Below are 21,197 nucleotides of genomic sequence, written 5' to 3' on the forward strand. Positions count from 1 at the left end.
TCACCCCCTATGCCAGGCGGGTCCACACGCTCACGCCCCCGCCGTGGAACTCCAGCCGGTCGCCGGAGCAGAAGTACTCCTCCGGTTCGAGGATGAAGGACAGCGGGATCTGGTTGTTCCGCTTTCCGTTGCGGTACAGCGTGACCGTCCCCTTGGCCTGGACCTCGCTGATGTACTCCTTGCCGTCCGTGTGCCGGACGCGCATCCTGGCCGTGCCCCTTACCTTCTCGCTCCACCGGGCGCCGTCGTGGTTGGCCGCGGTGTCGGTGCTCTTGTTGAAGTCTTGCGTGAGGACGCCGTCCGGCCGGTACGTCGCGACGACGCCGGCGCGGCCGGTGAGCGCGACCTGGTCGCCGCTGATCGCGTGGAAGGCCGTGATCGACGTGGACCGCCAGGTTCCGACCAGACAAGGGTCCAGGTTGGGCGCGAGCGACGGGGTCGGCGACGGCGTGGGCGATGGGCTCGCGGCGGTGGGCGTCGTGGTCGGGCCGGCGCCCTGCCCCTGCGCGTCGTCGTCGCCGAGGGCGGCCGCCGCGGCCACGCCGGCCGCCGCGAACACCGCCAACGCCGCGCCGACCGCGAGGATCACCGCGGGCCGGCGCCGCGGCCGGGCGGGCGTGGCCACGCCTGGGAGGTCGGGCCAGGCCGTCGTCGTCGGCTCCTCGTGGGGGGCCGATTCCACGGTACGGAGGCTGCCCTCGGCCACGGCGAGTTCGGGCTGCTCCACATTGGTCGGTGCGATGCCCAGCGCTCGGTGCAGGACGGTGGCCACGGCGGGGATGCGGCTGGAGCCGCCGGCCAGGAACACCGCGGCGACCTCGGGCGCCTCGATGGCGGCGCGCTGGAGCACCAGCCGGACCGCACCGATCGTCTGCTGCAGGACCGGTGCGGCGATCTCCTCCAGTTCCTCCCGGCCGAGCGGCGCGTCCGCGTCGAACAGCGGTACGTGGATGAGTGTGGTGGTGGCGCGGGACAGCATCTCCTTGCCGGCCCGCACGTTGTCCCAGAGCTGGCGGCTGGCCCGCCGGTCGCCGCTGCTCTCCGGGCGCAGCAGCCGTTGCCAAATCGCCGGGTCGCGTACGCCGAGGGTCGTGCCGATCCGTTCCACGATGGCGGCGTCGACGTCCAGGCCGCCGGCGTCCGTCAGGCCCTCGGCGGCGACCGTCACGAAGCCGGTGGCGGTGCGCCGCACCACCGAGGCGTCGAAGGTGCCGGCGCCGAAGTCGTACACCACCGCGCACCGGTCGACCGGGACCTGGCTGCCGGCCACCTCGACGAAGAAGCTGGCCGCCGCGACGGGCTCGGTGACCAGGCGCACCGTTCCGGGGAGGGCCTGGGCGGCGGCCGTGAGCAGCACGTCGCGCCGCCGTGCGCCCCAGGCCGCGGGGCAGGTCAGGACCACCTCGGTGACCGGGTCCGAGCTGACCACGGCCACTTCGGCGGCGACCCGGCGCAGCGCCGCCGCGATCAGGTCCGGCACCGGCACCTGGGCCTCGCCGAGCAGCACGGTCTCGTCGTCGATGCAGCGCTTCGGGAACGGCTCGAAGGAGGCCGGCGAGGCCAGCGAGGTGTGCAGCGCGTCCCGGCCGACCAGCAGCCGGCCCGCCTGGTCCAGGCAGACCGCGGAGGGCAGCAGCGGCGAGCCGTCGAAGAGCAGCGGGCGGGGCTCGCGGCCGGGCAGGGCCACGACCGCGACCGTGTTGGACGTACCGAAATCGATGCCGAGCCGTACTCCCGCAGCGCCCACGGAGGCAACCGTAGCGTTGCGCGCACGAAAATGGGTGGCCGGCGGCGCTGACCTGGTCGCAGACTGGCGGCGTGATCGAGCCGACCTTCCTCACCCGCGTCCCTGTCGCTGCCGCCACGTCCGGCAAGCGACAGCAGCGCGGCGAGCGGCCGGCTGCGATCCCGTACCCGCCGTCATGATCGGGGCGTTCGTCGACGGCGTCATCGCCGGGTACGGCGTCGCCATCCCGGTCGGTGCGATCGCTATCCTGATCATGGGGTTGGCCGCCCGTACGTCGTTCCGGGTCGGGGCCGCCGCGGCTCTCGGTGTGGCCACGGCCGATGGGCTCTACGCCGTGATCGCGGTGGCCGGTGGCGCCGCGCTCGCGGGGTGATCGAGCCGGCCGCCGCGCCGATGCGGTGGATCGCGGTCGTGGTGCTCGTGGGGCTGGCGGTGCACACGGCCGTCACCGCGGTCCGGCACCACCGCGACCCGGCCCGCGCGGCGCGGCCGGACAGCGGCCTGTCCACGCCGCTGCGGGCGTACGGAGGGCTGCTCGGTCTGACCCTGCTCAACCCGATGACGATCGTCTACTTCGGAGCGCTCGTGCTGGGCCGGCAGGCGTCCGACGGGCTGGATAGCGGGGGAGAGGTCCTCTTCGCCGCCGGCGCCTTCCTGGCCTCAGCCAGCTGGCAACTCCTGATCGCCGGCGGCGGCCGCCTCGTCGGCCGCTTGCTGGCCGGCTCGCGCGGCCGGCTGGTCACCGCGTTGCTGAGTGCGGCGCTCATCGCCGCGCTGGCGTTGAGCACCGCACTCTCCTGACCCGCCGATCTTGGACTCCCACGGGTCCAAGATCGGCGAGGGTCCGGCTCAGGCGGTATAGACCTCGAACTCCCACAGCGAGTAGCCGTAGGAGGTCGCGCGGGTCACGCCGACGAAGCGGACGTAGCGCGCCGTTCGCGGGGTGAAGGCGTCGTTGTCGGTGCCGCCGTTGCCCGCCGTGGTCGACCACGCGGTGGTCCAGGTGGTGCCGTTCGTCGAGGTCTCTATCCGGTACGCCGACGCGTACGCCGGCTCCCAGCGCAGGATCGTGCGGCCCACGGTCTTGCTCGACCCCAGGTCGACGGTGAGCGTCTGGCTGTCGACCCACTCGCTGGCCCAGCGGGTCGACGTGTCGCCGTCCACCGCCCGCGCGGCCACGTGCGGTGACTGCGTCCCCGACGCGGTCACCGTACGCCCGGCCGCGAGGTTGGTGATGTCCTGCCCGCGTCCGGCCGGGAAGGACACCACCTGCTGGTACGTCGGCCGGTTCTGCCAGGCGATGATCGGCGAGGTGATGCCGCCCAGCGGGGACTGCACGATCGCGTCGGCGCACCACTGGTCGCCGGCGGAGCAGTAGTCGTCAGCCGGGTACACAGTGGACGCCGACTGGGCCGCCGCGGTCCGCAGCGTGTCCAGCAGCATCGTCCGGCACGCGGACAGGCTGCCGCCGCCGCAGTACGTGCGGCCGAGCCCGCCGGACACCGAGTCGCCCAGCACCGCGCGGATGTCCTTGTCCACGTAGCCCCACCAGCCGTACTGGAAGGAGGAGCCCTTGTGGGTCTGGGCCTCGTTGGCCGACGAGGGCAGGTTGGAGACGTCGCCGGCCTGGTGGCCGGAGGGCGACTCGTTGATCTGCAGGGCGTTGACGAGCGCCTGGTACAGATCGGTGCCGAGCCCGGACTTGAACTCGCCGCTGACCAGCAGCGGCCACCACGCGTCGAAGGTGCGGATCGCGGCCGCGTGCTGGTACGTCTTCGAGCCGGCCGTGGTCTCCTTGCGGGTCGCCCCGGCCTGCTGCCACGCCTTGAGCTGGCTCACCGTCGTGGCGAGGCTGCTGTCGGTGATCGTCTGGCTCTCCAGCACCCGGATCAGGTCGTCGAGGACCTCCTTGCCCCGCAGGTCCACAGTGGCCGCGTTCTCGACCACGCGTACGAGCCCGGCCCGGTCGAACTTCTGTCCGGCCGCGAGGGCCGCCTTGACCGGGGTGTCCAGCAGTTCGCCGCGGTGCACCGAGCCGAAGCTGAAGTTGCCGTCGGCGGACCCGAAGTCCTTGGCCTGCTTGTTGTTCCACGAGACGTAGTAGTCCTGGTTGACCGACTGTGGGTGGGCGGCCGCCGCGGCGAATCCGGTCCAGTCGTACGCCGTGCTCATCGGCAGGCTGGGGTTGGACCCGGTGGCCCGGATCGGATTGCGCCCCGAGTTGAAGTACGCCGACTGGGTGGAGTTGACGTAGAACCAGTTGAACGCGTACTCCACGTTGGACGCCGAGGTGAGGAACGCGCTCGCGGTGCCCATCACGCTCGGGTCGTTGAACATCTGGAACCCGATCGCCGACTGGGCCTCCCGGCCGTACGTCGACCGGCGCTGGGCGAACGCGTACGGTTGGCCGCCGACGGCGCCGCGCCAGCCCACCAGCCCGAGTGCGGTCCGGTACGCGACGATCTTGTACGACCCGGCGGGTGTCGAGTCGGCGGTGGTCGGTGCCCAGGAGTTGACGTGCGACAGCTCCTCCATCGCCCGGCACTGCCCCTGGTAGAGGTAGCGGTTGCTGGCCAGCGTCGGCGTCGTACCGTCCACTGTGCACAGCGGCAGCGCGAACGTGTCGGTGATGTCGTGGATGGACGACGTGGCGCTCCAGGCGTAGTCCTGCCCGCGACCGAGCAGGACGTACAGGTTGATGCCGGCGAACGCGACGCCGCGGGCGCTGATGCCCGGCCCCTGAAGCTCCTGCATCATCAGCAGCTGCGGCGAGAAGTAGCCGGTCTGCGGGCCGAACACGGCGACCGGGTGCCCGGAGGTGGTGTGCTGGCCGGAGATGACGACGGCGTTGGACATCCCGCGCTGCGCGCTGCTGATGGTCAGCCCGGCGAGGGCGATGGCACCCTCGGTGGATGTGGCGGCCGTCGTGGTGGCCGCCGAGCCCGTCTGGTTCGTCACGACCGGCTCCACCGTCGCCGAGCCGGCGTCGGGCATGACCACGCTGGGCGCGTCGTTGGCGGCGGCCCCGTACGGGAAGCTCTGTCCGTCGTGGAGGGTGAGCACGGTCTCGGGGTCGTTCTCCGCGCGGAACGCCTGCCACACCGCGTCGCCCTCGGTGGCGCCGTACTTGGCGCGCGCCGCGATGCGTACCAGTGCGGACTGCATCTCGGTGCCGCCGCCTCCGCCGAAAAGCCCGCCCACGACGCCGGCGATCGCCACGAGGTCGGTCAACGTGAAGGGCACCGGCCCGCCGGCGTTGGTGACGGAGTCGAGGTGTCCGGTGAGGACGTACTCGCCGGGGCAGTAGCGGCCCGCCATGCACGCCGTGATGTACGCGTTGACGCCGGCGATGTAGCTCTCCACGTCGGTGTAGAGCTGCTCGGCGCGCCCGCCTTGCTGGCGCAGCGAGGTGATCTGGGCCTGCAGGTCGGCCTCGTTGTACGGCGAGTTGCGCCAGACGCTCTGCTCCAGCGCCCGGTTGCCCGGTGCGCCGCCGGCGAAGGGGGTCAGCGTGCCGCGGCCGACGTGCCGGAGGAGGTCCATGGTGAAGAGGCGGTCCTCGGCGCCCGCGTAGCCGGCGCCGAACATGGTGCCGGACCGGGTCGTGCCGGTGACGTGCGGCGTGCCGGTCGCGCTGTCCCGGACGATCGTGACGTCCGACCGCGGCTGGTAGGTGCGCTCGGCCTGGCCGGCCGGGACGCCGAAGGACGCGTTGTTGAAGTACGTCCCGATCTGCTCGTCGGTGAGCCCGGCGTAGTTGTAGACCAGGTTGGCGTACTTGTCGAGCTGGTCGGCGGAGTGCGCCGGACGGGTGCCGAACGCCTGGTGGCCGAGGATCTCGACCAGCGTGGCGTTGCCGTTCTGGCCCGGCGGCAGGATGTCCGAACACTGCTCCAGGCAGTAGTCGTTGGGGGCGAGCACCGCCGCGGCGGCGGGCGCCGCGGGCAGCACGACGAGGCAGGTCGCCGCGGTGAGGAGGACCGCGGCGGAGGGGGCGAGTCGCTTCATGGGGGCCTCACGGTTGTGAATATGTGAGGAACATTCGTGTACTGGATAGTAACCTCGCGCCGGTCGTGATAGATAGAGGCAATGTCCTCGATTTCCCGGGTCGTCGTGGCGGCGTCGCTGCTGACGGTTGGCCTGGCCACTCCCGCCTCGGCGGCTCCGCCATCCACCGGCACCTTCTCGGTGCTCACCTACAACGTCGCCGGCCTGCCCGAGGGGCTGTCCAGCGGCAACCCGTCGGCGAACACGCCGCTGATCGGCGCCCGGCTCGGCGGGTACGACGTCGTCCACGTCCAGGAAGACTTCAACTACCACGCCGCCCTGTACGCCGCCGACGCCCACCCGTACCGGACGCCGACCAGCGGCGGGGCCGGCTTCGGGGACGGCCTCAACACGCTGTCCGACTACCCGTACTCGGACTTCGTCCGGGACGACTGGGACGCCTGCAACGGCACCGACTGCCTGACGCCCAAGGGGTTCACCTGGTCGCGGATCCGCTTCGCCGAGGGCGTCTACGTCGACTTCTACAACCTGCACCCGAACGCCGGCACCACCGACGCCGACCTGTCCGCGCGGCGCGCCAACATCAGTGAGTTGTCCGCGTTCATCCAGGCCAACTCGACGGGCAACGCTGTCATCGTCACCGGCGACACGAACACCCGCTACACCCGCGCCGGCGACAACATCCGCGACCTGGTGTCCGCCAACGGGTTGACCGACGCGTGGGTGCAGGCGGTCCGCGGCGGCACGCCCCCGGCCGCCGGCAGCGACGCGCTGGTGTGCGACGACGCGAACGTCACCAACGCCTGCGAGGTCGTCGACAAGATCCTTTACCGGGGCAACCGGTACATCACGCTCGGCCTGGACTGGTACAACAACGAGAACGCCGCGTTCCGCACGGCCGACGACGAGATGCTCTCCGACCACTACCCGATCGCGGCCGGCTTCCGCTGGACCCTCAACCCGAGCCTCTCGCTCAGCGACGCGTTCGGCGGCCCGCACGGCACCGCGTTCACCGACGTGGCCACGGTGCCGACAAACCAGCGGGTCAGCCAGGTCAGCCTGCGCGCCGGGTCCAGAGTGGACCGGGTCGGCATCGTCGTGGGCGGCGCGTCCTATGTGCACGGCGGCACCGGCGGCACCGCGGCCAGCCTGACCCTCGGCTCAGGGGAGCGGATCACGTCGGTGACGCTCAACGCGGGTGTCCGCGACGGCCACACCCGGATCTTCTACATCCGGTTCACCACCAGCCTCGGCCGTACCCTGTCCGGCGGCTCCACCACCTCGGACACCGTCACGTACACCGCGCCCGCCGGCTGGCAGATCAGCGGCTTCCACGGGCGTTCCGGCGACGAGGTCGACAAGCTCGGCGTCATCTTCACGCCAGGTTCTTAAGGGCCTCCCGCACCGACAGCGGCGCCAGGCGGTGCGCCTCCACATAGGAGCGCACCGCCGCCGGGTCGGTTTTGGCGTACTCCCGCAACGCCCAGCCGATCGCCTTGCGGATGAAGAAGTCCGGGTGGCCGGCCTGCCTCGTGCAGTAGCGGAACAGGCGGGCCGCGTCCGTCGCCTCCCGGTACCGCAGCTGGTGCAGGATCGCCGTGCGTACCAGCCACATGTCGTCGTCTTCGACCCATTCATCCATCGTGGACACCAGCGCGGGATGCGCGGCGACGAGCGGCCCCACCAGGTGCGCGGCCAGCGCGTCCACCGTGTCCCACCACGGCTTCGTCGTAACCAGGTCGCGGGCCACCGGCACGAACCCGGCCGAGCACACCCGCGCGTGCCGCCGCAGCCAGCCGCACGCGAAGTACTGGTACTCCCGCTCCGGCAGCGCCCAGCACCCCCGCGCCACGTCCCGCAGGTCGTCCTCCGCCGGCCGGGGCAGCCCGGCCAGGACCTCCCGGGCGAGCGCCCGCTGCGCCGGCGACGGGATCCCCAGAAACGCGAACTGCCCACGCATGTACGCCGCCATCGCCGCCGCGCGATCCGGGTCGCGCGCGGCGCCGTACACCCGGGTGAGCCGGGCCGTGACCTCGGCGGCGAGCGGCGTCATGCCCCGATCATGCCGTACCGTCGGCTTGTGAGCAGCCGACCGGCCGCAGGGGGCGGGCGCTGGGTCGAAGTCGACCCAGCGCGCCTGGCGCGCTGGCTCGACGGCTTCGCGACCCGGCACGGTCCGCCGAGCTTCACCATCCAGGAGTACGGCATACACCTGCACGCCCCGGACGGATCCAGCGCCGAACTGCACTCGCCGCCCGGGCTCCCGCCGTTCGCCGACCTGCCCGGCTTCGTGGCCGCCGTGGCCGCACCCCGCCGGCTCGGGCTCCTGCTGGCCCGCAAGGCTTCGGTGGCGGTCGGGATCGCCCACGGAGGAGAGCTCGTGGTCTCCAAGGTGGACACCCGGTACGTCCAGAGCCGCACCGCCGCGGGCGGCTGGTCGCAGCAGCGCTTCGCCCGCCGGCGTGACAACCAGGCCAAGGCCGCCGCCGGTGACGCCGCCGACCTGGCCGCCCGGCTGCTCCTGCCCGAGGTGGGCTCGCTGGCGGCCCTGGTGTGCGGCGGTGACCGCCGTACGGTCGACACCATCCTGGCCACGCCGCGCCTGTCCCCGCTGGCCTCGTTGCGCTCCCCGCACCTGCTGGACGTGCCCGACCCCCGGCACGCCATCCTGGAGGCCGCGGTGGCGCGCGCCCGCGCGGTTCGCATCCTGGTCCGCGACCCCTGACCTCCGGCCCGCGTCGATAAAGGCTCCGCGTCGATCAAGGATTTCCGCGTCGATCAAGGGCATACGGTCGTGGATTGGAGATCAAAGCACGGCTGTATGCCCTTGATCGACGCGCAGGTCCTTGATCGACGCGGGCGCCGGGGCGGGGCAGCGGCGCGTGGGGGTGGGGTTAGGGGAGGGGCCGGTTGAGCCGCGGACTACCAGGGTGAGGGGAGGAGGACGGAGCGGGGGTGGCGACCGGGTTCCTGGATTTCGGTCAGGAGCAGCCGGGCGGCTTCGGCGCCGAGCTCGTAGTGCGGGATCCGCACGGAGGTCAGCGGCGGGCTGAGCTTGTCGATGAACGGCATGTCGTTGAACCCGACGATGCTCAGGTCGCCGGGGCAGGACAGCCCGCGTTCGGCGAGGACGTCGTAGCATCCGAGCGCCAGCATGTCGTTGCCGGCCAGTACGGCGGTGAAGTCCACATCGGAGTCGAGCAGTTGGGTCAGCGCCGCCGCGCCCGCCGCTTCCGTCCACGATGGGCAGATGATGCGCCGCGCGGGCTCGTCCGGCAGGCCGTGGTCCTCCAGCGCCTGGCGGAAGGCGCGCAGCCGGCCGCGTCCCGTCGACAGGTCCTGCGGTCCGGCCAGGTGGGCGATCTTCTCGTGTCCCAGCTCGACGAGGTGCCGTACGGCCAGCCCTACGCCGGTGGCGTCGTCGGAGGTGACGGACGGGATCTCCGGCCCGGTGACCCGGCGGTTGACCAGCACGACGGGGTTGCCGGCGGCGACCAGCTCCGCCAGCAGCGGGTGCTCCAGGCGCGCGGTCGCGAAGACGAAGCCCTCCACGTTGCGTACCCGCATCGACTCGACCGCGGCGGCCTCGCGCGCGGGGTCGTTGTCGGTGTTGACGATCCAGGCGTTGTAGCCGACCTCGCCGAGCACGTCTTCCACGCCGCGCGCGATCGGCGGGAAGAGCGGGTTGGTCAGGTCCGGGATCACCAGGCCGATGCTGGCCGAGCGGGAGGTCTTCAGGCTGCGGGCGATCGGGTTGGGCCGGTAGCCCAGTGACCGCGCGGCCCGGTCGACCCGATCGGCCGTGTCGGCGTTGACGAGATGGCGGGTCGCCGGGTTCAGCGCCCGCGAGGCGGTGCCCCGGTGTACGCCGGCGGTGTCCGCGACGTCCTGCAGCGTCGGCTGCCTCATGATCGTCCCCTATACCGGCGGGAGGAAGCGGGCGTCGATCAGGCCCTCGTCCAGCGTGGGGGAGGGGCGCCGTGGGCCGTACGGAGCCAGCACAGGGTGTGCAGCGCACGCTGGTCCAGGCGCCCGTCGCCGACCAGGCCCTCGCGCGGGTCGACGAGCATGCGCAGGTATCGCCGGACGCCGCCGTCGTCCAGCCCCAGCCGGTCCGCGGTCACCGCCGCCGCGGCCGGGTGCAGCCGCCCGGCCACGAGTGCGCGGGACGTCTCCAGCAGGGCGGTGGTCAGGGCCCAGAGCGCGGCGCTGCCGCCGTCCACCGTGGCGCCCGGGGCGGCGAGGACCGCGCCGACATACGGGCCGAGGGTGGACGCGCGGCTGATCCGGGTGCAGCCGGCGCCCTCGGCGCGCAGGTCGTTGCCGGCGTTGAGGACGCTCATCGTGCACTCGCCGGCGGCCAGGGCGGCGGCGCGGCGCGGCGTCGTCCCGAGCGCCAGCACCGCGTAGTCCAGCCCGGCGTGCAGGCCGAGCCGGGCCAGCAGGGCGTACGCGACGAAGGCGAACCCGGACCGCGGCACGTCGACGGCGAGGACACCACCGCGGAGCTTGGCGGGGTCGGCGCCGGGCGCGCAGAACAGCGACAGGCCCAGCCCGCGGTCGATCGCGGCGAGGATGCGCACGTCGGCGTCGCGGTGGGCGAGCACGTTGTCGGGGCTGGTCAGTACGGCGTCCAGCTCGCCGGCGAGCAGCGCCTCGAACTGCTGGGCGGAGGAGACGGCCGGCACCTCCTCGACCGTGAGGCCGGCCCGGTCCAGCGCGCCGGTCGCCGCAGCGACGCCCACCAGCACCGAGGGACCGAACACCCCCAGCCGCACCAGATCCGTCACGCCGCACACCTTACCGCAACCGATTGCACCATCTTGGCGCAGACTATTGACACTCAGTGGCGCGGCTCACATGATGCAGGGATCGCAATCGATTGCGATATGAGACTGAAACAAGGAGGGCCTCATGGCTGGCCTGCTGTCTCGCCTTGCTCTTGTCACCACCGCCGTGCTCGCCGCGGCCGTCGCCGGCTGCGGCGATCCCCCAGCGCGCAGTCCACGAACACCGACAAGCCGATCAGGATCGGCATCTCGCTGCCGCTCACCGGCGACTTCTCCCAGCCCGGCACCCAGGCCAAGCGCGGGTACGAGGTATGGGTCAACATGGTCAACGCCAAGGGCGGCATGCTCGGGCGCCAGGTCGAGCTCAAGATCACTGATGACGCCAGCAACCAGGACACGGTGGTCGCCGACTACACCCGGCTGATCACGCAGGACAAGGTCGACCTCCTGCTCGGCACGTTCTCGTCGTTGCTCAACTACCCCGCCTCGGCCGTGGCGGAGAAGAACGGCATGCTCTACGTCGAGCCGGCCGGCGGCGCGCCGCGGATGTTCGAGCGCGGCTTCAAGTACCTCATCTATGCCCAGCCGGCGACCGCGCCGAAGCAGGCCGACGTGATGCTCGACTGGGTCAAGTCGCTGCCCGCCGATCAGCGGCCGAAGACCGCGGCGTACCCGACCCAGGACGACCCGTTCACCCGACCGGTCATCGAGACGCTGCAGGCGGGCCTGGAAGCGCTCGGCGTGAAGACCGTCTACTCCACTGTGTACCCGCCGGACGCCACGAACTTCCAGACTATCGCCAGTGCGCTCGCGGCGAAGAAGCCCGACCTGGTGGCGCAGGGCGCGGTCTTCGAGGACGGCGTCGGGCTGGTCCGCTCGCTCAAGCAGCTCAACTTCTCGCCGAAGGTGCTCTTCCAGACGTCGGCGCCCAGCAACGCCGGCCAGTACAGCGACGGCGTCGGGCTGGCCAACACCGAGGGCGTCTTCTACACGGTGAGCTGGAACGAGAAGGCCAAGACGCCGCTGAACGAGGAGTTCGTCGCGGCGTACGCGAAGGCGTACAACGGGGAAACGCCCGCGGAGGACGCGGCGGACGCCTTCGCGGCGGCGCAGGTGTTGCAGGCGGCCGTGGCGGCGGTCGGCAAGATCGACCAGAAGGCGCTGGCCGACTGGCTGCACGCCAACTCCGTCGAGACCATCCTCGGCAAGCTGAACTGGGACGCGACCGGCGCGCCGCAGTCGCAGTTCCTGCTCGCGCAGTGGCAGGGCGGCAAGGTCGAGATCGTCATGCCCGCCGACCGGGCGACGACGACCACGATCATCCACCCCAAGCCGGGCTGGAAGTAGCCCATGACGCAACTGGTGCAGGCGCTGGCGCTCGGTGTGCTGATCGGTGGGGTGTACGCGTTGCTCGCCGCCGGCCTCACGCTGATCTTCGGCGTCATGCACATCGTCAACGTGGCGCACGGCGCCTTCCTGGTGCTGGTGGCCATGGTGACGTGGTGGCTGTGGCGGCACACCGGCATCGACCCGATCGTCGCGTCGGTGGTCACCACGCCGCTGATGTTCGGTCTCGGCTGGGTGCTCTACCGGGGGCTCGTCGTGCGGATCCGGGGCGCGTCGGCCTCGATGTCGGTGCTGCTCACGTTCGGGCTGGCGCTGACCGTCGAGGGCGTCCTCAACGTGACGGCGGGCAACAAGTTCCGTTCGGCGACCCCCGGCTACTTCGAGGAGTCGTACCGGATCGGCGGGGTGTCGCTGCCCAAGCCACAGCTCTACGGCTTCCTGGCGGCCGTCGCGGTGCTGGCGCTGCTGTACGTCGTACTCACGAAGACCTGGACCGGGCGGGCGATCCGGGCCACGGCGCAGAACCCCGACGGCGCCGCGCTCGTCGGGGTGGGCGCCACCGCGACGGCGGCGCTGGCGTTCGCGATCGGCACCGCCACCACGGGCGTCGGCGGCTCCGTCATGTCGGTGCTGTACCCGTTCTTCCCGGCCTCGCACTACGACTGGATATCCCGGCTGCTCGGCATCATCGTGCTCGGCGGGATGGGCAGCCTGCCGGGCGCGCTGGTCGGGGCGTTGGTGCTGGGCCTGGCCGAGACGCTCACCGCGACGTACGGCTCGCTGCGCTGGTCCACATTGGTCTTCTACGTCGTCATCCTCGGCGTCCTGCTGGTACGCAAGCAGGGCCTGTTCGGCACGAGGTTGCGCGAGGACGTCGCGTGAAGAGGCTGTGGCTCGTTCCGCTGGCGGGGCTTTTCCTGTACCCGGTCATCCGGCCGTACGACGCGTACCCGCAGACCGTGCTGCTGCTGGCGTTTCTGCTGGCCGTGCAGGCGGTCAGCTGGAACATCATCTCCGGGTACGCCGGCTATGTCTCGCTGGGGCACAGCGCGTTCCTGGGGCTGGGCTCGTACACGGCCGGCATCGTGGGCGTCCACACCGGACTGAACCCGTTCCTGGCCGCGCCGCTGGGTGGCGTGGTGGCCGTGCTGGGCGCGCTGGCCCTCGGCGCGGTGGTGCTGCGCGCCCGCGGGCACGCCTTCGTGATCATCACGATCGCGCTGCTGCTGGCCATGCAGGTGGTCGCGACCAACTGGTCCGCGCTGACCAACGGCTCAACCGGCATCACGCTGGACCTGCCGTTCTGGTCGCGGGACTACCAGAACGTTCCCTTCTACTATTTCTTCCTCCTGCTCATGGTCGCGGCGATCGGCTTCAGCGCGGCGATCCGGCGGACCAAGTTCGGCACCGGGCTGGTGGCGATCCGGGAGGACGAGGGCAAGGCCGCCGCGATCGGGGTCGACACCACCCGGTTCAAGATCCTCGCGTTCTGCTGCAGCACGTTCTTCGTGGGCATGGCCGGCGCGGGGTACGCCTACTTCCTGACGTTTCTCAACCCGGTCGGCGCGTTCGGCATCCTGGGCAGCGTCACGATCGTGCTGTCCGCGCTCGTCGGCGGCCGGGGCACGCTGTGGGGGCCGGTCGTCGGGGCGTTCGCGGTGCAGATCGCGGGCGAACTGGCCACCGTCTACGGTGGTGGGTCGCAGAGCCGGGTGCTGCTCTTCGGGGTGGCGCTGGTGCTGGTGGTGCTCTTCCTGCCGGCCGGCCTGCTGCCCACCATCGCTCGCTGGCGCCGATCGAAGACCGTGGAATACACCGATCAGGCGGGGGCACTCGCCGCCGCGCAGGTGTCGGTGCGGGTGCCGGAGCCGACCTCGCGGATGGCCGACCGCTGGCCGCTGCTGGAGGTCCGGGGGGCGACCAAGCGCTTCGGCGGCCTCGTGGCCGTGGACGGCGCCGACCTGACCGTGGCCGAGGGCAGCATCACCGCGCTCATCGGCCCCAACGGCTCCGGCAAGACCACCCTCTTCAACCTGGTGACCGGCGCGATGCGGGCCGACGCCGGGGAGATCTGGTTCGGTGGTCAGCGGATCGACCGGCTCCCGCCGTGGACCCGGGGGCATCTCGGGTTGGGCCGCACGTTTCAGGTCACCCGGCTCTTCAAGAGCATGACCGTGCTGCAGAACGTCGTGGCGCCCATGCCGGACGCCCGCTGGCGCACCATGCTGGCCGGCGCGGTCAGCGGCCACGAGGCAGACCGGGCCCGGGAGCTGCTGGGCTTCGTGGGCCTGAGCCGCTTCGCCGACCAGCCGGCCGGATCCCTGTCGTACGGCCAGCAGAAGCTCGTCGAACTGGCCCAGGTGCTCATGATGGAGCCCCGCCTGATCCTGCTGGACGAGCCGGCCGGCGGGGTCAACCCGAGCCTGGTCGGGCGGCTGTGCGACGTCGTACGCGGGCTCAACGAGCAGGGCGTGACATTCCTCGTGGTGGAGCACAACGTCCCGATGGTGCTGGAGCTGTGCGACCCGGTGGTGGTCTTCTCCCGGGGCAAGCCGATCGCGTGCGGGCCGCCGTCCCTGATCCGTTCGGATCCGGTGGTGCTCGACGCGTACCTGGGCGAGGAGGCGACCGCCGATGCTCAGGCTTGACGGCGTGGTCGCCGGGTACGGCGCCGGAGACGTGTTGCAGGGCGTCGACCTGGAATGCGCGGCTGGCTCGATCACCTGCGTCGTCGGCCCCAACGGCGCCGGCAAGTCCACAGTGCTGCGGGTGGTCAGCGGGCTGCTGCGCCCGCGCGCCGGCACGGTGACCCTCGGCGGCCAGCCGATCGGCGGGCTGGCGCCGGACGAGATCCTGCGCCGCGGCGTGACCCAGGTGCCGCAGTCGCAGGCGCTCTTCCCGTCCATGACCGTGCGGGAGAACGTGCTGATGGGCGGCTTCCTGATCCGGCGCGATCGGGCGCTGCTGCGCCGGCGGTACGCGGCGGTCGCGGAACTCGTGCCGCTGGTGGCGGAGCGGGCCGGTGACCCGGCCGGCAACCTGTCCGGCGGCCAGCGCCGGATGGTCGAGATTGGACGGTGCCTGATGCTCGATCCGTCGCTGATCCTGCTCGACGAGCCCTCGCTCGGGCTGGATCCGCGCGCGCTGGCGTCGGTGGCGGCGCTCATCCGGCGGCTGCACGAGGACGGCAAGACGGTGCTGCTGGTCGAGCAGAACGTGCGGCTGGGCCTGGGGATGGCCACCCGCGGCGTGGTGATGGAAGGCGGCCGGGTACGGCTCTGCGGTCCGGCCGGCGAGATCCTGCACCACCCCGAGATCGCGACCCTCTACCTGGGCGGCGCCGCGGTGGCCCGCGATGGATGAGCTGGTCGAGTCGGCGATCGCCAACTGGGCTCCCCGGTTCACCACGAACGGCGTCGCGGTCTCCGACTTCGTCCGGGTGACCCGCGTGGTGGACCGGTGGGCGGACTGGTGCGCGGCCTGGTCGAGGGTCGCGGCCGAGCACGAGGCCCTCGGGGCGGAGGCGGTGCGGGAGGGGCGTGTCCGGTCGGCCGGGCAGCACTACGCGCAGGCGGCCGTGTACTACCACTTCGGCAAGTTCCTCTTCGTACAGGACCGGGGGCAGATGCGTACGGCGCACGCGGCCGCCGTGCGCTGTCTCGACGTCGCGCTGCCGTTCCTCGACCCCGCCGGGCGCCGGGTCGAGATCCCGTACGGCGGGGCGCGGCTGGCCGGCGTCCTGCGGCTGCCAGCCGGGCCGGGCCCGCACCCGGTGGTGGTGATGGTGCCCGGCCTGGACTCGGCCAAGGAGGAGTTCCGCTCGACCGAGGCGCTCTTCCTGGAGCGCGGCGTCGGCACGTTCAGCGTCGACGGGCCCGGGCAGGGCGAGGCCGAGTACGACCTGCCGATCCAGGGCGACTGGACGGAGCCGGGCGCGGCGATCCTCGACGCGGTCGCCGCCCAGGAAGGCGTGGACGGGGCCCGGCTCGGCGTGTGGGGCGTGAGCCTCGGCGGCTACTACGCGCCCCGGATCGCCAGCGCCGACCCGCGCGTGCGGTGCTGCGTCGCGCTCGCCGGCCCGTACGACTTCGGCGACTGCTGGGACGGCCTGCCGGCGCTGACCCGCGAGGCGTTCCGGGTGCGCTCCCGCTCGGCGGACGACGCCGCGGCGCGGCGGGCCGCGCACACGCTCAGCCTGGCCGGGCTCGCCGGCGCCATCGCGTGCCCGCTGCTGGTCGTCACCGGCAAGCGCGATCGGCTGATCCCGTGGCGGCACGCCGAGCGCCTGGCCGCCGAGGCGCGCGGCCCGACGACCCTGATCCTGCTCGACGAGGGCAACCACGGCTGCATGAACGTGGCCGCCCAGCACCGCTTCCGGACCGCGGACTGGGTCGCCGACCAGCTCGACGCGGGTGTACGTTAGGTGAGAGCAATCGATTGCAGTAGGGGGACCGCAGCGTGAAGACCGCAGCAACCACGGTCGGCTGGATCGGCGCCGGGCGGATGGGCGCGGCGATGGCGCGGCGGCTCGCCCGCGCCGGCGTCGACATCACCGCGTGGAACCGCACCCGTGCCAAGACCGAGGCGCTCACCAGCGACGGGGTGCGCGTCGCCGACCGCATCACCGACCTGGCCGACCGCGACGTCGTGTTCACCATGGTGTCCGCCTCGACCGACCTGGAGTCGGTGCTCACCGGCGACGGCGGCCTCCTGACCCGCGCCGACGCGGCCCCCGGCGTCATCGTCGACTGCTCGACCGTGTCCCCGGAGGCGTCGGCCGCGATGCGGGCCGCGGCGGCCGAGCGGGGCGTGGAGTTCCTCGCCGCCCCGGTCAGCGGCAACGGAAAGGTCGTCGCCGCCGGCCGGCTCAGCCTGGTCGTCTCCGGCCCCGAGCCGGTCTACCAGCGGGTCGCGCCGCTGCTCGCCGAGCTGGGCCAGGCCACGACGTACGTCGGGGAGGGCGAGACGGCGCGGCTGGTGAAGATCTGCCACAACCTGCTGCTCGGCGTGGTCACCCAGTCCCTGGCCGAGATCACCGTGCTGGCGGAGAAGGGCGGCGTCTCCCGGGCGGCTTTCCTGGACTTCCTCAACAACAGCGTGATGGGCTCCATGTTCACCCGCTACAAGACGCCGTCGTTCGTCAAGCTCGACTACACGCCGACCTTCACCCCCGTACTCCTGCGTAAAGACTTCGACCTCGGCCTGGCCGCGGCGCGGGAGCTCGGCGTGCCGATGCCCGTCGCGGCCCTGACGCAGCAGATCGTGCAGGGTACGATCGGTGCAGGTCGCGGCGGCGACGACTTCGCCGTGCTGCTCGACCAGCAGGCCGCCAGCGCCGGCCTCGACCTCAAGCCGGAGGCCGCCGACGTGGACGACGGTCTAGGAGGTGAGCGTCCATGAAGGACTCTGCACTCGCTCTCGCGCCTACCGGTCTGCTGATCGGCGGGCAGTGGCGGCCCGCCGACGGCGGCGGCGTCATCGAGGTGTACGACCCGTCCACCGCCGAGCCGTTCGCCCAGGTGCCGGACGCCACAGTGGACGATGCGCTCGCCGCGGTCGGCGCGGCCGCCCAAGCGGGGCCGTCATGGGCCGCCACGGCGCCCCGGGAGCGGGCCGAGGTGCTGCGCCGGGCGTTCGAGCTGATGACCGAGCGCGCCGAGCCGCTGGCGCGGCTCATCGTCATGGAAAACGGCAAGGCGCTGCGCGATGCCCGCGGCGAGGTCGCCTACGCCGCCGAGTTCTTCCGGTGGTACGCCGAGGAAGCGGTCCGCGCGTCCGGCTCCATCGGCACCGCGCCCGCCGGCGCCAACCGCATTCTCGTGGTGCGCCAACCGGTCGGGGTGTGCGTGCTGGTGACCCCGTGGAACTTCCCGGCCGCCATGGCCACCCGCAAGATAGGACCGGCGCTGGCGGCCGGCTGCACCGTCGTCCTGAAGCCGGCCAGCGACACCCCGCTCACCGCCCTCGCGATGGGCGCCATCCTGGCCGACGCCGGCGTGCCGCCGGGCGTCGTCAACGTGCTGCCGTCGCGCCGCTCCGGCGCGGTCGTGTCGGCGATGCTGCACGATCCCCGGGTACGCAAGCTGTCCTTCACCGGCAGCACCGAGGTGGGCCGGATCCTGTTGCGGGAGGCGGCCGACCGGGTCGTCAACACGTCGATGGAGTTGGGCGGCAACGCGCCGTTCCTGGTGCTCGACGACGCCGACGTGGACGCCGCGATCGCGGGTGCGATGGTGGCGAAGATGCGCAACGGCGGCGAGGCATGTACGTCGGCCAACCGCTTCTACGTGCACCGGCGGGTGGCCGACGAGTTCTCCCGCGGGCTGGCCGAGGCGATGGCAAAGCTCGTCGTCGGCCCGGGCCTCGACCCGGCCACCGAGGTCGGCCCGCTCGTCAACGAGCCGGCCGTGGACAAGGTCGACGAGCTGGTCTCCGGTGCCCTCGACGGCGGTGCCCGGGTGCTCACCGGCGCGGGCCGGCCGGACGGTCGCGGCTGGTACTACCGGCCCACCGTCCTCGCAGATGTCGACCCGGCTGCCGCGATCCTGCGCGAGGAGATCTTCGGCCCGGTGGCGCCGCTCGTGGTCTTCGACGACGTCGAGGACGCGGTGGCTCAGGCCAACGACACCGACTTCGGGCTGGTGTCCTATCTGTACACCGGCGACCTGGCGCGCGGGCTGCGGGTGGCCGAGGCGCTGGAGGCCGGCATGGTGGGCCTCAACCGCGGGCTGGTCAGCGACCCGGCGGCCCCGTTCGGCGGGGTGAAGCAGAGCGGCATCGGTCGCGAGGGCGGCCACGACGGCCTGCTGGAGTACCTGGAGTCCAAGTACATAGCCGCATCCTGGTAACCCTCACGAGATCGCGGCCAGGACGCGGTCGGGGGTGATGGGGAGGTCGCGGACGCGTACGCCGAGCGCGTCGGCGACCGCGTTGCCGATGGCTGCCGCCGTGGGGCCCTGGGCGGCCTCGCCGGCGCCCACCGACGGCTCCTCCTGGCGGGACAGCAGCTCCACGTCGACCGGCGGCGCCTCGCTGAAGCGCAGGATCGGGTAGCTCTCCCAGTCGACGCTGGTCACCCGGCGGCGGTCGAAGCGTACCCGCTCCTTGAGCGTCCAGCTGGTCGCCTGGACGGCGCCGCCCTCGATCTGGTTGCGTACGCCGTCGGGGTTGACCACCAGGCCGACGTCGACGGCGACGGCCAGCCGGCGTACCCGGATGTCGTGCACCGCCTCGACCTCGGCGACCACCGCGCAGTACGCGCCGTGGTCCTTGTAGCGGGCGAAGCCGATGCCGCGCCCCACGCCCTCCTCGGCGTCGGGCGAGCCCCAGCCGCCCAGTTCCGCGGCGGCGCGCAGGACCGCGCGGGCGCGCGGGTCGGTCAGCTGCGCGAGGCGGTAGTCCAGCGGGTCCCGGCCGGCGGCTTCGGCGAGTTCGTCCATGAAGGACTCGATCGCGAAGACGTTGAGGAACGCGCCCAGCGACCGCAGGGACGACGAGCGTAGCGGCGCGCGCAGGGCCCGGTGGGCGCGGATCCGGCGGTGCGGGAACGTGTAGCTGGGTATGGCGTTGCGCGCGGTGCCGGCACCCCGTTGCGCGGGCGGGTCGGCCGGGGGCGGCAGCTCGTGCGGGTGGGCGAGGTGGGCCGCGGCGAGCAGGCCGGGGCTGCCGGCGTACCCGGGGCGGGCGACGTGGCCTTGGCTCCACACGTCGTACGACCAGGTGGCCACGGTGCCGTCGGCGTCGAGGCCGGCCGCCACGTCGGCGGTCATGGCCGAGCCGAACGGGGCCCAGGTCAGCTCGTCGCGCCGGCTCCAGCGCACCTGCACCGGGCGGCCGGGGACCGAGCGGGCCAGCAGCACGGCGTCGAAGGCGGCGTCGTCGGCGGCGTTGTGCCCGTACGAGCCGGCGCCCTCGACGTGGCGCACCTCCACCCGCTCGGCGGGGATGTCCAGCGCCTGGGCGATCGCGCCGCGCAGGGCGTAGATGCCTTGGCTGTGCGTCCACACGCGAACGACGTCTCCGTCCCACGCGGCGACGGCACAGCTCGGCGCCATCGAGGCGTGTGCCAGGAACGGCCGGCTGTAGCTGGCCCGCAGCCAACGGGCGACCGGAGCGGGGGCACCGGACTCGTCCACAGTGGAGCTGTCGACCGGCCCGGAACGCAGGTACGCCGGCAGGTCGTCCTCGTCGGGGAGCGTGTCCTCCTCGTGCCAGCGGGCCGCCTTGGCGAGCGCCTCGGCGGCCCGGTCCGCGGCGTACTCGGTCTCGGCGACCACGCCGAGGAAGCGGCCGTCCAGGTAGAAGTCGGCGGTGGTGTCCACGCCGAGCAGGACGGCGCCGGGGGAGGGCGGGCGCACCACCCGGCCGTACGCCTGGCCGGGCAGGCGCAGGTCGTGCACGAAGCGCGGCCGGCCGGTGACCTTGTCGGGCAGGTCCAGCCGGGGCGCGCTGGTGCCGACGACGCGCGGCCCGCCCGAACGCGAAGACGGGGCCGCGAGCGTGGCGGAGAGGTCCACATGTGCCGCCAGCGCCCAGTACGTCGTGTCGCCGAAGGCCCCGTCGCGGACCACCGCCGTGGCCGGCTCCAAGCCCGCCGCGGTGACGAGCCGTGCGCGTACCCCGGCACAATGCTGGCGGAGCGCGGAGCCGGAGACGGCGACGGACATGCTGCCGGCGGTGAGGCCCTCGTCTGGACCGTCCACTGTGCTCGCCGGGAGCATGCGGATCCGGCTCAGGTCGACGTCCAACTCCTCGGCGGCGATCTGGGCCAGCGCGGTGAGGATGCCTTGGCCGAGCTCCACCTTGCCCACCCGTACGTGGACGGTGCCGTCCGGTGCGAAGCGAACCCTCATGCGGTGTCCCGGGCGGCGCGGACGACGGCCCGGACCATCCGTTGGTGCGCGCCGCAGCGGCACAGGTGGCGGTCGAGGGCGGCGGCGACGGTCGCGGCGTCCGGGTGCGGGTCCGACGCCAGCAGGGCGGCGGCGCTGACCAGGATGCCGGAGACGCAGTAGCCGCACTGGGCCGCCTGCTCGGCCAGGAACGCCTCCTGGACCGGATGCGGCGTCAGCCCTTCGATGGTGGTGACCTGCTTGCCGGCGGCCGACCACAGCGGTAGGTCGCAGGAGGGCGCGGGCCGGCCGTCGAGGAGCACGAAGCAGGCGCCGCACAGGCCCATGCCGCACCCGAAGCGGGTGCCGAGGAGCCCCAGCTCACCGCGGAGCGCGTCGAGCAGCGTCCGGTCCGGCGGACCTTCGACGGTTTGGCGCTCGCCGTTGATGATCAGCTCAAAGCAATCGATTGCG

Annotated in this window: 16 protein-coding genes and 1 pseudogene; 10 read left to right on the plus strand and 7 right to left on the minus strand. The window is 72.5% G+C overall.

What is annotated here, in order from left to right; all coding sequences use genetic code 11:
• Positions 1 to 7 precede the first annotated feature (7 nt).
• Positions 8 to 1,747, minus strand: coding sequence for an Hsp70 family protein (locus Prum_RS30920; protein ID WP_173079674.1), 1,740 nt, complete (start codon positions 1,745 to 1,747; stop codon positions 8 to 10).
• Positions 1,748 to 1,922: 175 nt separating this feature from the next.
• On the opposite strand from Prum_RS30920, the pseudogene Prum_RS30925 reads away from it, so the two are divergent.
• Positions 1,923 to 2,548, plus strand: a pseudogene (locus Prum_RS30925) (LysE family transporter).
• Positions 2,549 to 2,596: 48 nt separating this feature from the next.
• Here the strand turns inward: Prum_RS30925 and Prum_RS30930 are convergent.
• The gene (locus Prum_RS30930) at positions 2,597 to 5,755 is read right to left on the minus strand and encodes a penicillin acylase family protein (protein ID WP_173079675.1); all 3,159 of its coding nucleotides are present in this window, start codon (positions 5,753 to 5,755) and stop codon (positions 2,597 to 2,599) included.
• A gap of 81 nt (positions 5,756 to 5,836) precedes the next feature.
• On the opposite strand from Prum_RS30930, the gene Prum_RS30935 reads away from it, so the two are divergent.
• Positions 5,837 to 7,147: a jacalin-like lectin gene (locus tag Prum_RS30935; protein WP_173079676.1), complete on the plus strand. Its 1,311-nt coding sequence runs from the start codon at positions 5,837 to 5,839 to the stop codon at positions 7,145 to 7,147.
• On the opposite strand, the gene Prum_RS30940 is transcribed toward Prum_RS30935, so the two are convergent.
• Positions 7,131 to 7,808 carry a DNA alkylation repair protein gene (locus Prum_RS30940; protein WP_173079677.1) on the minus strand — a complete coding sequence of 226 codons (678 nt, stop codon included), beginning with the start codon at positions 7,806 to 7,808 and terminating at the stop codon, positions 7,131 to 7,133. The two genes, Prum_RS30935 and Prum_RS30940, sit on opposite strands and share 17 nt — an antisense overlap.
• Before the next feature lie 27 nt (positions 7,809 to 7,835).
• Here Prum_RS30940 and Prum_RS30945 point away from each other — a divergent pair, with 27 nt between their 5' ends.
• Positions 7,836 to 8,480, plus strand: a complete 645-nt coding sequence (locus Prum_RS30945) for an acVLRF1 family peptidyl-tRNA hydrolase (protein ID WP_281369046.1) — start codon at positions 7,836 to 7,838, stop codon at positions 8,478 to 8,480.
• Between the two features lie 197 nt (positions 8,481 to 8,677).
• Here Prum_RS30945 and Prum_RS30950 read toward each other — a convergent pair whose 3' ends face one another.
• Together Prum_RS30950 and Prum_RS30955 are read right to left on the minus strand one after the other, a co-directional pair.
• Positions 8,678 to 9,664 (minus strand): LacI family DNA-binding transcriptional regulator, encoded by a 987-nt coding sequence (locus Prum_RS30950; RefSeq protein ID WP_173079679.1) that lies wholly within the window; start codon positions 9,662 to 9,664, stop codon positions 8,678 to 8,680.
• Between the two features lie 38 nt (positions 9,665 to 9,702).
• The gene (locus tag Prum_RS30955) at positions 9,703 to 10,545 is read right to left on the minus strand and encodes an ABC transporter substrate-binding protein (protein WP_173079680.1); all 843 of its coding nucleotides are present in this window, start codon (positions 10,543 to 10,545) and stop codon (positions 9,703 to 9,705) included.
• 99 nt (positions 10,546 to 10,644) lie between these two features.
• Between Prum_RS30955 and Prum_RS30960 the strand changes: the two genes are divergently transcribed.
• From Prum_RS30960 to Prum_RS30990, 7 genes are read left to right on the plus strand one after another with little or no spacing between them, the layout of a single operon-like run.
• Positions 10,645 to 11,892, plus strand: coding sequence for an amino acid ABC transporter substrate-binding protein (locus Prum_RS30960; protein WP_173079681.1), 1,248 nt, complete (start codon positions 10,645 to 10,647; stop codon positions 11,890 to 11,892).
• Between the two features lie 3 nt (positions 11,893 to 11,895).
• Positions 11,896 to 12,774: a branched-chain amino acid ABC transporter permease gene (locus tag Prum_RS30965; RefSeq protein WP_173079682.1), complete on the plus strand. Its 879-nt coding sequence runs from the start codon at positions 11,896 to 11,898 to the stop codon at positions 12,772 to 12,774.
• Positions 12,771 to 14,540, plus strand: coding sequence for a branched-chain amino acid ABC transporter ATP-binding protein/permease (locus Prum_RS30970; RefSeq protein WP_246278200.1), 1,770 nt, complete (start codon positions 12,771 to 12,773; stop codon positions 14,538 to 14,540). Before Prum_RS30965 ends, Prum_RS30970 begins: the two co-directional genes overlap by 4 nt.
• Entirely contained in the window at positions 14,527 to 15,255 is a 729-nt protein-coding gene (locus Prum_RS30975) for an ABC transporter ATP-binding protein (protein ID WP_173079683.1), read from the plus strand. Before Prum_RS30970 ends, Prum_RS30975 begins: the two co-directional genes overlap by 14 nt.
• Entirely contained in the window at positions 15,248 to 16,315 is a 1,068-nt protein-coding gene (locus Prum_RS30980) for an alpha/beta hydrolase family protein (RefSeq protein WP_173079684.1), read from the plus strand. Before Prum_RS30975 ends, Prum_RS30980 begins: the two co-directional genes overlap by 8 nt.
• 35 nt (positions 16,316 to 16,350) lie before the next feature.
• Positions 16,351 to 17,292 (plus strand): NAD(P)-dependent oxidoreductase, encoded by a 942-nt coding sequence (locus Prum_RS30985; protein WP_246278201.1) that lies wholly within the window; start codon positions 16,351 to 16,353, stop codon positions 17,290 to 17,292.
• A complete protein-coding gene (locus Prum_RS30990) occupies positions 17,289 to 18,740 on the plus strand; it encodes an NAD-dependent succinate-semialdehyde dehydrogenase (RefSeq protein WP_173079685.1) in 1,452 nt (483 codons plus the stop codon). The genes Prum_RS30985 and Prum_RS30990 overlap by 4 nt, the downstream gene beginning before the upstream one ends.
• Before the next feature lie 3 nt (positions 18,741 to 18,743).
• On the opposite strand, the gene Prum_RS30995 is transcribed toward Prum_RS30990, so the two are convergent.
• Positions 18,744 to 20,744, minus strand: coding sequence for a xanthine dehydrogenase family protein molybdopterin-binding subunit (locus Prum_RS30995; protein ID WP_173079686.1), 2,001 nt, complete (start codon positions 20,742 to 20,744; stop codon positions 18,744 to 18,746).
• A complete protein-coding gene (locus tag Prum_RS31000; protein WP_173084346.1) occupies positions 20,741 to 21,193 on the minus strand; it encodes a (2Fe-2S)-binding protein in 453 nt (150 codons plus the stop codon). Before Prum_RS31000 ends, Prum_RS30995 begins: the two co-directional genes overlap by 4 nt.
• Positions 21,194 to 21,197 lie beyond the last annotated feature (4 nt).

Origin of the sequence: Phytohabitans rumicis, assembly GCF_011764445.1 — a bacterium.
In the GTDB taxonomy this organism is placed as follows: Bacteria; Actinomycetota; Actinomycetes; order Mycobacteriales; family Micromonosporaceae; genus Phytohabitans; species Phytohabitans rumicis.